Source organism: Pseudalkalibacillus salsuginis, from assembly GCF_021646685.1.
GTDB lineage: Bacteria > Bacillota > Bacilli > Bacillales > Fictibacillaceae > Pseudalkalibacillus > Pseudalkalibacillus salsuginis.
On record NZ_JAKJHW010000002.1, the window covers coordinates 830,187 to 843,663 of the forward strand.

The 13,477-nt window shown below is 40.9% G+C and carries 13 protein-coding genes; 3 read left to right on the forward strand and 10 right to left on the reverse strand.

Annotated elements, in window-relative coordinates; all coding sequences use genetic code 11:
* Window positions 1-119: 119 nt before the first annotated feature.
* Both L1611_RS09055 and ppc read right to left on the reverse strand, forming a co-directional pair.
* Window positions 120-998, reverse strand: coding sequence for a PhzF family phenazine biosynthesis protein (locus L1611_RS09055; RefSeq protein WP_236312744.1), 879 nt, complete (start codon window positions 996-998; stop codon window positions 120-122).
* A gap of 359 nt (window positions 999-1,357) precedes the next feature.
* Window positions 1,358-4,126: a phosphoenolpyruvate carboxylase gene (gene ppc, locus L1611_RS09060; protein ID WP_322972532.1), complete on the reverse strand. Its 2,769-nt coding sequence runs from the start codon at window positions 4,124-4,126 to the stop codon at window positions 1,358-1,360.
* A 413-nt stretch (window positions 4,127-4,539) separates the two neighbouring features.
* Between ppc and L1611_RS09065 the strand changes: the two genes are divergently transcribed.
* Complete coding sequence (locus L1611_RS09065; protein ID WP_236312745.1) at window positions 4,540-5,292, forward strand: L,D-transpeptidase family protein; 753 nt, start codon at window positions 4,540-4,542, stop codon at window positions 5,290-5,292.
* 87 nt (window positions 5,293-5,379) lie between these two features.
* On the opposite strand, the gene L1611_RS09070 is transcribed toward L1611_RS09065, so the two are convergent.
* Complete coding sequence (locus L1611_RS09070) at window positions 5,380-5,940, reverse strand: hypothetical protein (protein WP_236312746.1); 561 nt, start codon at window positions 5,938-5,940, stop codon at window positions 5,380-5,382.
* Between the two features lie 112 nt (window positions 5,941-6,052).
* Window positions 6,053-6,949 (reverse strand): vanadium-dependent haloperoxidase, encoded by an 897-nt coding sequence (locus tag L1611_RS09075; protein ID WP_236312747.1) that lies wholly within the window; start codon window positions 6,947-6,949, stop codon window positions 6,053-6,055.
* A gap of 410 nt (window positions 6,950-7,359) precedes the next feature.
* Between L1611_RS09075 and L1611_RS09080 the strand changes: the two genes are divergently transcribed.
* Window positions 7,360-7,809: a YndM family protein gene (locus L1611_RS09080; protein WP_236312748.1), complete on the forward strand. Its 450-nt coding sequence runs from the start codon at window positions 7,360-7,362 to the stop codon at window positions 7,807-7,809.
* 48 nt (window positions 7,810-7,857) lie between these two features.
* Here L1611_RS09080 and L1611_RS09085 read toward each other — a convergent pair whose 3' ends face one another.
* Window positions 7,858-8,634 (reverse strand): cyanophycinase, encoded by a 777-nt coding sequence (locus L1611_RS09085; protein WP_236312749.1) that lies wholly within the window; start codon window positions 8,632-8,634, stop codon window positions 7,858-7,860.
* 26 nt (window positions 8,635-8,660) lie between these two features.
* Window positions 8,661-8,876, reverse strand: a complete 216-nt coding sequence (locus L1611_RS09090) for a YozQ family protein (RefSeq protein WP_236312750.1) — start codon at window positions 8,874-8,876, stop codon at window positions 8,661-8,663.
* Between the two features lie 166 nt (window positions 8,877-9,042).
* Here L1611_RS09090 and L1611_RS09095 point away from each other — a divergent pair, with 166 nt between their 5' ends.
* Window positions 9,043-9,660 carry a DUF421 domain-containing protein gene (locus tag L1611_RS09095; RefSeq protein ID WP_236312751.1) on the forward strand — a complete coding sequence of 206 codons (618 nt, stop codon included), beginning with the start codon at window positions 9,043-9,045 and terminating at the stop codon, window positions 9,658-9,660.
* Window positions 9,661-9,709: 49 nt separating this feature from the next.
* Here the strand turns inward: L1611_RS09095 and L1611_RS20930 are convergent, their stop codons facing one another.
* The 4 genes from L1611_RS20930 to L1611_RS09115 form a co-directional block, all read right to left on the reverse strand.
* Complete coding sequence (locus tag L1611_RS20930; protein WP_407681716.1) at window positions 9,710-9,862, reverse strand: helix-turn-helix domain-containing protein; 153 nt, start codon at window positions 9,860-9,862, stop codon at window positions 9,710-9,712.
* A 342-nt stretch (window positions 9,863-10,204) separates the two neighbouring features.
* Complete coding sequence (locus L1611_RS09100) at window positions 10,205-11,527, reverse strand: APC family permease (RefSeq protein WP_236312752.1); 1,323 nt, start codon at window positions 11,525-11,527, stop codon at window positions 10,205-10,207.
* 477 nt (window positions 11,528-12,004) lie between these two features.
* Window positions 12,005-12,508, reverse strand: a complete 504-nt coding sequence (locus L1611_RS09110) for a GNAT family N-acetyltransferase (RefSeq protein ID WP_236312753.1) — start codon at window positions 12,506-12,508, stop codon at window positions 12,005-12,007.
* 539 nt (window positions 12,509-13,047) lie between these two features.
* Window positions 13,048-13,467 carry a GNAT family N-acetyltransferase gene (locus L1611_RS09115; RefSeq protein WP_236312754.1) on the reverse strand — a complete coding sequence of 140 codons (420 nt, stop codon included), beginning with the start codon at window positions 13,465-13,467 and terminating at the stop codon, window positions 13,048-13,050.
* Window positions 13,468-13,477: the final 10 nt, after the last annotated feature.

Below are 13,477 nucleotides of genomic sequence, written 5' to 3' on the forward strand. Positions count from 1 at the left end.
TTTTATCAAAAAAAAGACTTGTCCTAATTTTAAACAAGCCCCTGTACCCATTTCCCCTTTGAATTCTGTAAAATGTAAGAATCTACTATTCTGACAAACAAAATTTTTAACCCTTAATGCTATATGAACCATTCACCCTGAGCGATTTTTTCCACTCTTCCTCCTACATGAACATTGATTTCCCCATTAACTCCCCATGCGTTTAAAAACAACAGGGAAGGTCGATCGATTTCATATCCTTGTTCTACACGAAGGTTAATTTCACCGCTTTCAAAGAAGCGATATTTAACCAGATAATATGCCAAACAGCCATTAGAACTTCCGGTAGCTGGATCTTCAGGAATACCATAATACTCTGCAAAATCCCTGACATTCAAATCATTTTCCGTATGATAGGTTTCTGGAGAAAAAACCATTACTCCTTTAGCATCCAGAGCTTCAATTAACTTGAAGTATTTATCCTTATCTATCTTTACTTTTTTAACAGCGTCTAATGATTTTAAAGGGACGACAATAACAGGAAGTCCAGTAGAAACCTCTTGTATTGGAAACCTATTCTCTATATGTTGCTTATCAATACTCAGTACTTCAGCTACTTGACCAGGGTGCAGGATTTTTCCAAATGCCGGCGTATTTTGTTCCATCCATAGAATTTCTTTTTCATTATCAAACGAAACTGTAACGTTCCCAGCTTTGAATTTTAAGTTAAGTTTATCCAGGGGTTCCTGTACTATTTCGTTTCGGATGATAAATGCAGTGCCTAAAGCGGGGTGTCCAGCAAAAGGGATCTCCTGATTAGGTGTAAAAATACGGACATCGTAACAGTTTTCATTCGTTTCCGGTAATACAAAAGTTGTTTCCGAAAAGTTTATTTCTTTGGCTATTTGTTGCATTTCATGGTCGGAAACATATCCGGTCAGCTTGAATACAGCTAATTGGTTTCCAGTATATTTCCCTTGAGAAAAAACATCTACGATCGAGTATTGTATTACTGACATAAACATCCCTCATAAAATAAATTTGGTGCCTCCCCTTAAGATGGAGGACATATACAAATCACCGAATTTGCCAAAAAGTATATTCATAATGTCCCAGCACAAACCCTCTCTTTTAAATCCTTGCTTTTCTGGAAGTCCGACGAGGGGCTCGAACCAAACAAAGTTCGGTTCTGCGTGGGTAAACCCTTTCGACCTCAGCCAATGTGTCGACCGCCGCAGGAGAATTGAAGTGATCCAAGTGGTTAGGCGTTGAAGCTAAACATCACTTCATCGAATTTATACTTTCTTATCTTTTAAAAAGTAAACTAGCAGAGTGATTTAATTTTGAAAATCACCTGCTAGTTTTTAATGACCGGCAATCAGCCTGTATTACGCAATCCTGCTGCAATGCCACTGATTGTGAGTAACACTTCTGTCAGTGTATCGGCATCTTCTGTCTTGTTTTCACGCAGTTCCTTGATCAGTTCCACTTGTAGGAAGTTCAATGGATCCACATATGGGTTCCGCAGCTTGACGGATTCTTGGATCGTCGGCTGCTGATCGAGAAGCTCGTTATCACCCGTAATTTGTAGGAGCACCTGTTTCGTCTTGTTGTATTCGTCCACAATATTTTCAAAGATACGTTTACCAATAACCTGATCGCCGACGAGAGTTGTATACTCTTCAGCGGTATGGATATCCGCTTTCGTCAATGCCATCTGCAGGTTAGCGATCGTAGACTTGAAGAATGGCCAGTTCTCATACATTTGCTGTAATTGCTTCAGGTGATCATCACTTCTGGAAGCATAATCCGCCAATCCTGTACCTGCAGCGTACCACGCTGGAATCAACTGGCGGTTTTGTGTCCAGGCGAACACCCATGGAATCGCCCTCAAGTTTTCAAACTTGGTACTGTCCTTCCGTTTCATCGGGCGGGAACCGATATTCAATTCACCTAATTCTTGAAGAGGAGTGGCTTCATTGAAATAGGTCAGGAAATCATTATCTGCAAATACAAGAGATTGATATTTTGAAAGAGATACATCCGCAATATCTTCCATCGCTTGATCCCACTCATTGCGATTGTGTACCTTCTCTGTCTCCTTCGATATTTGGGCCGCACCTTCAACTAATGTAGAAACGCCTTGCTCAAGACTTCTGTATGCAATATCTCTCAACAGGTAACGGGACGATAAAACCTCGCCTTGTTCCGTGATTTTCACACTATCACCTAACGTTTCAGCAGGCTGTGATAGAATACTTCTGTGTAACGGACCTCCGCCTCGGCCAAGTGAGCCTCCACGCCCATGAAAAAATTTCAAGCGGACATCGTATTGTTTTGCCATTTCATGAATTTCTTGCTGAGCTTTATACAGCTTCCAGTTAGCTGTCAACGTTCCACCGTCCTTACTTCCGTCAGAGTAGCCCAACATGACTTCTTGATGGTTGTTGCGTTTGTCCAGATGTTTTCGATAGACGTCCATTTCGAACAACGTTTTCAGAATCTCTGGTCCTGCCACCAAATCATCTACGGTCTCAAGCAGTGGGGCTACATTCAGATCACTTTCGACCTCTCCGTTCGCATGAAGACGGTAAATGCCCGCTTCTTTCGCCAGGACTAATACTTCCAATAGATCACTTGCTGATTCCGTCATACTGACCAAATATACTTCGATCGAGTTTTCACCGAATTCTTTATGGGCATCACGGATCAATTGGAAGGTTTTCAACATTTCCTGTGTCTCTTCACTATAGTCTTCATTCAGCAGTGTTATAGGCCGCGGGTCTTTCAACACCGCCTCCAACAGTTCAATCTTTTCAGTTTCCGGGAGGTTGCTATAATCGCTTTGGATGTTCACCTTTTGTAAAAGTTCAGCTATCGCTGCTTCATGTTCTCCGCTGTGGTTACGGATATCAAGTGTAGCCAAGTGGAAACCGAACAGTTTCACCTGACGTACCAGTTTGCGTAGCATCTTCAATTCGCGCTTTGAAGGCTGATGGTGCTTTACACTTGTCTGGATCATTTGAAGATCCATGAGCAATTGATCGGCGGATTGATAACCTGTTTCAGATTTTCCAACCTGACGCAACCGCTCTAAGATGATGGCGAACTTCCGGCGGTACATTTCTTCTTTTATCGGCCATCGGTTTTCTTTTTGAATCAAGGATTCTTCCTTTTCTACAGAAGCCTGAAGTTCCTCACTCACGTTGACTCGAGTAGTGGAATGGCTGAACCGCTTCATCAATTCGACAAGTACTTCATCATACTTTTTCAACACTAGATTTCTTTGTCTGGTTAGCGTTTCCCAGGTTATCTCTGGTGTAACATTCGGATTTCCGTCCCTATCTCCGCCTATCCATGAACCGAAACGGAGGAAGTTCGGGACGTTCCAGTTTTCCTCAGGGTAACTTTCTTCCAACCGATCCTCCAGCTCCTGGTGGATGTCAGGGAGGACGTCAAATAATGTCTGATCAAAATAATAAAGGCCATTACGCACTTCATCCATGACGGTCGGTTTCCGTTGTCTCAATTCATCAGTCTGCCATAGGACAGTCACCTCATTGAACAGGCTCTCCAGTATCCGTTCACGTTCGTTAGTCGTCAATTGCGGATGATCGAGTTGTTTCAAGATCGTTGCAATCCTTTTTTGAATTTCGAGTACAGTACGCTTCATTGCTTCAGTCGGATGTGCTGTAATGATCAATTCAAGCGATAATTCATCGAGCACCTTCTGAAGGGCCTTTTCATCGATGTTATGGTCTTTCAACGACAGGACCGCACTCTCAATCGAATAAGGCTGTACACCCTGGTCTTCAAAAAGCTGATATTCGCGGCGGCGGCGAATGCGATGGTTCTGTTCTGCAATGTTCACAAGGTGGAAATAGATTGAGAATGCACGGATCACTTGGGAACGGATCGGAGGTTTTAAAGACTTTATTTCATTTTTCAATTTTTCATACGTGGAGGTTTCACGATTTCTTCTAAGTTCTTTTGTCAATTTACGGATCGTTTCAACTTTGTCCAATAATTCTTCCCCGCCATGATGGACCAGAATCTCACCGAGCATATTACCCAAAAGGTTCACATCACGTCGTAAAGGTGTAATTGGATCACTTGCTTTTTCTTGTTCTATTTTTTGTAAAGTCACACTTTCACCTTCCTCTATTTTATTATTTGAGACGTCATTGGCAGCTCGCCCGTTTTGTAATATGTTATCAGAATCTTCCGGATAATCAAATAAAAAGATTGCTTAAAATCCTTGTAAGCGCTTGCTTTCATGAGGTTTTCACCATAGGAAAAGGAACGATATATGAAGAATCGGTTGTTACAAACAATCCCAATTTTTTTGATCCAGAAAAGAAAATGCCCCAAAAGGATTTCAATCCCTTTTGAAGTAATCAAGCATATCAGAGCATCCTTCTTATGAAATTTTTATTTTACAAAACCTGAAAATGATTCATGATTTTTTCTTTAAATTTCTTTACAGGAATGTAATACTTCTACCCTTCTCCAACATAGAATAAGAGGCTTTGAAATCTATAGGGGAATGGACGGAGAGAAATGAAGACAGGATTGAAGAAAATAATCGTCGGTTTGTTAGTGTTCGGTTTCATGTTTTTCTTTGTGCATCAACCAGCGTCAGCCTCATCAGCTTCTTACATCATCATCAATAAATCGAACAATCAACTTGCATACTTTGAAAACAATCAATTGATCAAAGTGTTCCATGTCGCTACCGGGAAAAAGCCTTCCTATACACCAGAAGGCAGGTTCAAAGTTGTCAATAAAATTGTGAACCGCCCCTATTATACAGGGAAAATACCAGGTGGAGATCCGAGGAACCCACTAGGAAACCGCTGGCTTGGCCTGAACGCGAGAGGGACATGGGGCACCACATACGCCATCCATGGGAACAACAACGCCAATCTGATTGGTCAATATGTAAGTGCTGGGTGTATCCGGATGCACAATAATGAGGTGCAGTGGCTATATAACAGGGTTCCTGTGAACACCCCTGTCATCATTACGACTTCAGGAAAATCCTTCACCACCCTTGCATCTGCAAATGGTTTTAAAGTAGCAAGTCGTTCAACAGTCCCTGTTTCCACCACTGTTTTGAAAAAGGGCAGCCGCGGGACAGAGGTGAAGAATCTACAGAAACGACTGACTGAGTTAGGGTATAGCACGAATGGAATCGATGGCATATTCGGGCACAATACCGATGCCGCTGTCCGTAAATTCCAAAAAGCAAAGAAACTGAAAGTTGACGGAGTGGTAGGTCCAGCAACCCAAAAAGCACTTGGAAAGATCTAGTTAAATGTATTGATTTTGATATCGTTTATAGAAAAGAGGCTGATCAAATATTGATCAGCCTCTTTTTATATGATTCGTATTGTATCTTTAGTTGGCATAGGCTAGGTCAAAGTTGTGGAATTCAGCATTCTCCGGTGTGGTAAATATGATTTTGTGCTTATATGTTTTATAAATGGCATCGATGGTTTCAGCTGAACTTTCATTATGTGTGCCGATGACGATTTTTCCATTGATATGGGAAAGATCGGTTTTGGATACAACATCAAACCTGATTGGTAGGTCACCGAATTTTTCGCGAAGCTGGTCCAGTACCCACTTATTCGTGCCCACTGGTACTTCACTGTTTATGACAAGGGTGAAATCATGTCTTACAAACTCAGAGATATCGTCGATGATTTTTTCTGCTTCAGACATGTCCACTTCGTCTTCTCCTAGGATGGGAATTTCAACGTCTAAGAAAATGATCGAGGAGTTTTTATAGGCAGCTTTCTTATCATCTGTCAGTTCCATATTGTGATTTCGAGAAATCAATAGGGCCTTTGCATCTCGTTGTTCCTGCTGACAAGTCACTTTATGTCCAAGACGGACCAATTCAAGTCCTGTACGCATGGCGACATTCCCTGTTCCCACTACTGTGATCTTTTTCACTTCAAACAACTCCTCTACTGAAATGTAATATATACTTTAAATGCTGGGCATGTAATCTGATTTGTTGTTATTTCAAATACTACCAGCTGATTGTAAACGTAGTATTAACCTCTTATAAAAGTTTATTGAATATTTCAGAGTAAAAGAACTTTGGTCGGTTTATAGAACGTTCAGGATTTGGGGATCTCGTGTTTGAAGTACAATTTTGATTGAATGGATATGGTATAGCCTGGTTGTAAGGAGGTGGTAGCAAGTCCGCATTCCGGTTTTCGAAGGACGGATTATCCACACGGTTTCCTTTGGAATCTTTTTGTTGGCTTAATCGTGAAACAACAATTTCTCCGACACGTTTTCCAAGTTTCATCCCCTGTTCAGTATCGACTGGGAAATGGATTCCTGAATAAACCCTTGAAATGGAAGCTTGTTCAGCAAGTTTTTGGAGCCGTTTAGCTTCCCCAGGGAAAAAATGGCTAAGGATAACCGCTGCGCAACTGGAGATTGCAGAATGCCCGGAAACATAAGCCGGAAATCGAGGTGTACATAGGATAGGTTTTAATTTTGGATCGTATTGGATTGGACGGGCGACATCCCACCTGTATTTGTAATGCCATACGACAACAAACGTATCGTTTATCCCTGCGTGTACAGCAGCCAAAACTCTAGCCGCATACGGCGGGGTCAGACCATATGTGTCGATCAGCCTATCGATGATCGGTGTCCATTGTTTTGTAGCAACTCCTGTTCCCCAGTATTGTGCAATCTTGATCTGTTTAGGAGTAATATTGGCCAACGTCTGCTGTACCGACTTCAATTCATTTTCCCAATCAATATGTTGGGGGTTCCGAAGATTAAAATCTATAAATCCATGGGGATTTGCAAAACGGTTTCCCCTTCGTTTGATAAAATAAGTTGGCCATGAACCGGCATGGAGGTCAACTGGGTTATCCGGCGGGTTCTTTTCTCCTCCATAAGCAACCTCTGACCACTTCAAATAGTTGTCTCTTTTCATTTCCTCACCCTTTTATTCATTCTTTTATCAGTTTATGGCGAGACAACTATTCGGATTGTATATTTGTCTAGATTACAGAGTTACCTTGACTTCAAATCTTAGTGAAGTTTTCTTGGTTCATCCTTACACTTTATGAAATTAAGATGACAATCTCCATTAATCTATTTGGCCACTGAGTAATCATAAAAAAACGTATCTCGGGACAAGAGTTATGCCTTTTCTATTATAGGACCTATCCTATGCATTATATTTATATAGGTCCACTACTTGATCCAATGCAATCGCCTCCATTTCATTCTAATGCTTATTATTCTTCTCAAAGGCGGACTATTCCTTTATTTTACATCGTTTCAGGCAAATCCGCATATCAGTCGGATATTAGGAGAAATTAGTAACAAGGAGGGAATGAAATGAAGCATATTAGAGCATTAATAGTCAAATTCGTTATGGTGACTGCAGTTCTTTGGATTGTACTTGGCCTATTTTATGGGGTGAATTTCGGAGATATCTTTGCAATCAGCCTTTTTCTTACGATTGCAGCCTATATCATAGGTGATTTGGTGATCTTGCCTCGATTCGGCAATGCAGTCGCGACGATGGCAGATTTCGGGTTGGCGTTTTTAGGGACCTGGTTGATTGGTGGAGGATTCATAGAAGAGAACATTCCATTAGGCCTTGCTTCATTATATGCAGCAATAGGAATAACAGTTGGAGAATGGTTCTTCCACAGTTATATGGTGAATCAAATCTTACCTGATGACGAAAACGCACGTAATCGTAATGCACGGCATGATGAATATGCAACTGAGTTTTCCGAAGAACCTAAGCCAGATCTTAACAAGGACCACGAGCAGGACTAATTGATTCTAACCTGAAATGAGGGCTGAAAACTTCCTATCAAGGAGTTCTCAGCCCTCATCCATGTCTACTATTAATTCACCTGTCTCTATGGAAAATTTGTCTCCGCTCTCCATTAGGTGAAGTTCGATTCCCGACACGGAGCCTTCATTGGTCCTATCAGCAGCATAAAAGGAGATATTGCGCCCGTCCATGACCGTCACCATATTCTCTCCCACCGCTTTCAGGTGATTTTGTTCAAAGATGGCAGCTGTATTTTCATCAATTCCGATTCCGATCCCTTTTGTCGTTCCAACCTCATAGATCAACCTTCTGAACCTTTCCCTTTGTGAGAAGTGCTGGTCGATGATCAGGTTATTGATCAGTCCGAACCCATCCATCATCGATATATCTTTGATTTCATGATTCTCTTCTTCAGTCTGAACAATCATTTTACATCCCCATATGGAAGCTCCTGCACTTGTCCCTGCTAAAAGCAATCCATTCTCCCACTTTTCCATCATTTTAGTCAGGAACTCACTCTCGATAAAAACATCAGACAATTTCTGTTGATCGCCGCCTGAAAAAAACAATGCATCGATTTCGTCCAGTTTATCGATGAATTCCTTATCCTTGTCGATCTCCTTAATATCAAAATGAATGATATCTTTCACTTTCAAAGCGTGAAATGCCTTCTTGTAGTCTTTGAATACATCATCTGGGACACTGCTTGCGGTCGTAACGACTCCAATGCTTCCATAATCACAGAGTTCTGCAAACATTTTCAGGATCTCTTTATTTCCTTGCTTATCTTCATGACCCCCTATTAACATGATTTTCCCTGGCATACTGTTTCACACCCCGTCTTATTTACTTAACGATCGTACCCTTTTCTAGGTATTTTTTCGTCTTTCCCATTGATATCATCGATTTTGCCATCAATCGTCCCTTCAGCCAACGTATCACTTGTTTGCTCATGGGTTGTTGCCAGGCCTGAATTTACGACTGAATTCTTTCCGTAATCTGAGGGATCGTAGTTTTTTTCTGCAACCTTTCCGCTATCTTTAAAGTCCTTCTTTTTCGAATCCATATTAAAGCCTCCACGTTTTTATTTTTCGTTATAAAAGTTTCTCCGAAGAACCTTTAAGCTATCCTAAAACCATATGGACAATATTTTACAGGGAATAAAAATTGCTGATCAAGAGTTGTATAAAAGCGACCTTTTGAAGGAAAGGATATGAAATGGAGGTGTAAGAATGGATTTAGATTGGATATGGAAAGCCGTATTAATCATATTGTTTGGTACTCTTTTATTACGTATTGCAGGGAGAAAATCCATCTCACAGATGACCTTGGCCCAAACTGTCATTATGGTCGGTATCGGATCCCTTTTGATACAGCCCGTTGCAGGTAAAAATATATGGACTACATTTCTTGTCGGCACCATTCTTGTATTGACGTTGGTTGTTATGGAATTCATACAACTTAAATTCAATCCTGCTGAGAAATTGATTACTGGGAAATCAAAAATTGTCATTGAAAATGGGACCTTGAATGAATCAAATCTAAAAAAAATGCGATTAACTGTCGATCAACTTGAAATGAAATTACGCCAACAAAATGTGACTGCTATCGAGGATGTGAAATGGGCAACTCTTGAACCCAATGGTCAAGTCGGTTTTATGCTGAAAAATGTGGCACAACCTGTGACAAAGAAGGAATTCCAACAATTAAAGCAAGATATCGGGGATCTAAAAAGGATGTTGAATCCCAATACAGCAATCAATCAACCACAAGCTCAAGAAAACCAGACAAAGGATTTGTTTTCTGAAGTTGAAAACAACACCTCACCTTCGCCAAAACACCTTCAATGATCGGTAATGCAGCTAGAGAGGGAAAGGGAAGTTCTTGTAACTCGTCCTCTTATTCAATCATTTTACAAAAATCTTTTGGTGAGATGCCGGTTTCCTTTTTAAAGGCTTTATAAAAACTAGACAATGTCTCGTAACCGGTACGGAAGCTTATATCCGTGCTTGAAATTCTGGTCGACTCTAAAAGGTCGATCGCTTTTCGAATTCTTAACTTTTCTAAATACTTGCGAGGTGTTTAATTGGTTTTTTTCTTTGAAGATCCGAATCGATAAAACTGGCTCAGCTAAATGATTCAAAGTTAGCTTTTCATGATAGGTTTCTTCCAATTACCTTTTAGCCTTTTCTACGAGAGCATTTGGGGATCGTAATCCATTTCATACAGATCTGGCCGACATCTTTTGCAAGATTGAAACCCACTTAAATGGCATTTTCCACTGTTCCGAAAAGGATGATGTTTTCATATTTAGGAGCTTGGGATTTACATGAATGTCATCAGAAGATACCGCTCGATTTGACCACATAATAGAATATGTGGTCAAAACGCACGTCACATCTGATTGTTGCTTTCCACATTTTTTCGATTGTCAGATCTTTTGATGCAATCATTTGTTTTCTTACCTTTTTGATGAACAAAATATCGTTGGCACACCATATATATCGTATATAATCCTAGGACGATGACCGGAACAAATATATACAATTCGAAAAACGGAAGGACAAGGAAACAAAGGATCAGCGCAGCCAATGAACACCACCATGGAAAAGTTTTGAATTTCAATAATTTTATACCAGATGCCATCGACAAGATATACACTAAAATCCCTAAGGATGTTGGGATGAATAGTATATCATTGAATGTCATCGCTACCCACTCTGTTAAAACCACACCTGAAGCAGCAAAACCGATCACAAAAGCGACCATCCTCCTCGGAATTTGTTTGATCGGGTGCAAAATGGACAGTGTTTTTGGAAAGGCACCATCCCGGCTTAACGAAAAGCCTAACTGAGCGAGACTTGCAACAAAAGCATTCGAAGTCCCTGCACAAATGACAAACGCAAGGATTGCTGTTATCCCTTTCGCATTCAATCCTATGATGTCCCCCATAATAACACCAATGGGAGATAGCTCACTTTCTGTATTCCCGAAGGTTCCAGTACCAATCGTGACAAAACTTAACGCCATGAATAGAAGACCGATGATGATCGCACTGATGAGAGTACTTCTTACAATATCTTTCTCTGGGTTTTTGAAGTTGTTTGCAAGATTACAAATGGCTTCCCATCCAAAAAATGAATAGAATATGATGGTGACTGCTGTACCTATTGAATACCAGCCATTTGAAACGAAAGGAGTGAAATGACCCCATTCGATTCTTGTAATGGAAACTGATACCGCTAACAACAATAACCCAAGCAAACAAGCACTCAAGAGCAAGGCTAGTTTACCACTCACTTCTATGCCGTAAAAATTCGAAATACCAGCGATAACAAGTATAAGTAACGCAACGGCCATCTGTTCGACTTTAGTAAACCCGAAGGCCTGGCTGACATAAAAAGCGCCTGTCATAGACACGATTGTTTGCCCCACCGCTGCCGTAACAAAATAAAACCAACCGACGATGTTTCCAAAATGATAGCCGAATGCTTTTCGGACAAATGTGGCAGCTCCCCCAGGATCAGCATATTCACGGGAAAGACAAGCAAATGAATAGGCAAGCGGAAAACCAATCATGATGACAATCAACCAGGATACCAACGATGCTGGTCCTGCAATTGATGCTGTAACACCCGTCAAAAACAGTACGCCTGAACCTAAAATCGCAGCAATATACAATGCAATCCCTTCAAATAAACCAATTGACTTTTTCATCTTCTCCACCCCTTCTTTCCCTTTCACACTATCAATGAAGTTCAAGATATTCATCGCTTTTCTTGCTGTCTAATTCTTCATAGTTGATCCGGGGATTAAAGAAGGCGAAAGTTATCTGCTCAAGGGCTCATGCTTCAGGTTCCATTAGCCCTTTTGATCTTTTACAAAGACATTGGTAGCACGCCCTAAACTAGAGGTATATTCTCCTTTTATAGAATCCTTCCCATCTGTATTTATACATGCAGACTGCTGAGTGGCCATCAACAGAGGCCTACTGGACATCGGTGGTCCGATATATTCCGTCGCGGATTATATCCCAAGCGTTTTCTAAGTAATCTTTGATCTCCTCTTTCGTTACACTCGTTTTATCCAGAACCAATAGTCTCTCTACATTGTCAAAATCATGAATGTTCGTTGCGGATATGTAATCATCTAACGCTTTTTATAATTCATCATGTTCCACCCTTCCAATCGCTTTTAATCAATTCCTATCTTCCTGCTTCTCCGTTCCAATAGTATGATATCCCGCCACACTCCAGCCATTTTACCGATTCTTTCTCTGTGTCCCACTTCTCGGAAGCCTGTCTTTTGATGCATTGCCAAGCTGGATATGTTTTCAGAAAATATACCAGCATGAAGCGTCCATATGGAGTGTTTTTCACTACATTTGATCAGGACATCGAGCAGTTTAGTTCCAATCCCTCTTCCCTGACTCTTTTGACTCACGTAAATACTCACTTCTGCAACACCGGCATAGACACACCTACTGGAAACAGGACTTAGCGCAGCCCATCCCAGAATTTCTTTACCGTACCTTGCCACGAACCGGCAGTCAGGTAAATGGCTTCTGCCCCAACTTTCCCAAGCTGGTGTTTCCGTTTCAAAAGTAGCATGCCCGGTGTCAACACCTTCCTGATAGATCTTCTTTACCTGATCCCAGTCCTTTTCAGCCATGTTGTCAATTGCTATGGTAGTATGCATGTTGTCATCTCCTGTCCAACTTATATATCTTATTCAATTTCTGTTCCGAGCTTTTTAATCCTGCACTCAATTCAATCGATTCACAGCAGAGGTGGATTTTTTATGGATGCCGTGTGGATTGGTAATGCCTGGCCTGCAGTGTATCTACACCAAAACTTGATGGACTTTACTGCGCAGGACCATTTGGTCGGCTCAAAACTACAGTTTAAACTGCTTTTTTGCAAATTCTACGTAAGTTTCGGTACCACGGAACCCTATGGGTGGACTTCATACTGTTTTTCAATCTTAAATCACGACCTTGATAATGCATTCAGAAGATAATTGCACCGTTTTGAATGAAGATTGCACGATTATAAAAATAATTGCACGGTTTCGGCGGATGATTGCACGGTTTCAGTAGATCAATGAACGGCTTGAAAATTAATTGCATTTTTCTAGAACGGTATTGCACCGTTCAAAGGTTTATTGCACCAGACTCAAGTTTATTGGTTCGCTCTAAGAAGCAGAAAGACGCCATCTATAAGACAGCGCCCATTTTTTCATTCTGTTCTTTTAAAGTAGAAGATTTCCGGGTCTCCTTCATCCAGGTTTTCAACATATCCGCTTACCACATACCCCAATGATGAAAATACCTTAGCCATTCGACCATTGGATTCGTTCGTAGAGGAAAATATTTTCTTAGTAGGGGAGATTGTTTCAAAGTATTCTATCAAGCTTCTAGCATTCCCCTTCCTTCTTTCCGATGGATGGACGATGATAAGAGAAATGAAGCTGCAATCAAAAAATTCAGTGTTATAGATTAAAAAACCAACGGGAAAATCTAAGCGTGCAACAAGACATCTTCCCTCCCGGATCGCTTTTTCAATCGTGGATTTCCGACTGGTGTTCCCGATCACGGATTTATCAATTTGTAAAAGGTCCTCTGTATCTTGTAATTCTGCTGGAACTACTTGAATCATGAGACTTCCA

Coding starts and splice junctions, on each gene's coding strand:
- L1611_RS09075 (WP_236312747.1), bottom strand. CDS start 6,949: ATGAAAAGAGACAACTATTTGAAGTGGTCAGAGGTTGCTTATGGAGGA.
- L1611_RS09095 (WP_236312751.1), top strand. CDS start 9,043: ATGGATTTAGATTGGATATGGAAAGCCGTATTAATCATATTGTTTGGT.
- L1611_RS09100 (WP_236312752.1), bottom strand. CDS start 11,527: ATGAAAAAGTCAATTGGTTTATTTGAAGGGATTGCATTGTATATTGCT.
- L1611_RS09080 (WP_236312748.1), top strand. CDS start 7,360: ATGAAGCATATTAGAGCATTAATAGTCAAATTCGTTATGGTGACTGCA.
- L1611_RS09110 (WP_236312753.1), bottom strand. CDS start 12,508: ATGCATACTACCATAGCAATTGACAACATGGCTGAAAAGGACTGGGAT.
- L1611_RS09085 (WP_236312749.1), bottom strand. CDS start 8,634: ATGCCAGGGAAAATCATGTTAATAGGGGGTCATGAAGATAAGCAAGGA.
- L1611_RS09065 (WP_236312745.1), top strand. CDS start 4,540: ATGAAGACAGGATTGAAGAAAATAATCGTCGGTTTGTTAGTGTTCGGT.
- L1611_RS09090 (WP_236312750.1), bottom strand. CDS start 8,876: ATGGATTCGAAAAAGAAGGACTTTAAAGATAGCGGAAAGGTTGCAGAA.
- L1611_RS09115 (WP_236312754.1), bottom strand. CDS start 13,467: ATGATTCAAGTAGTTCCAGCAGAATTACAAGATACAGAGGACCTTTTA.
- L1611_RS09055 (WP_236312744.1), bottom strand. CDS start 998: ATGTCAGTAATACAATACTCGATCGTAGATGTTTTTTCTCAAGGGAAA.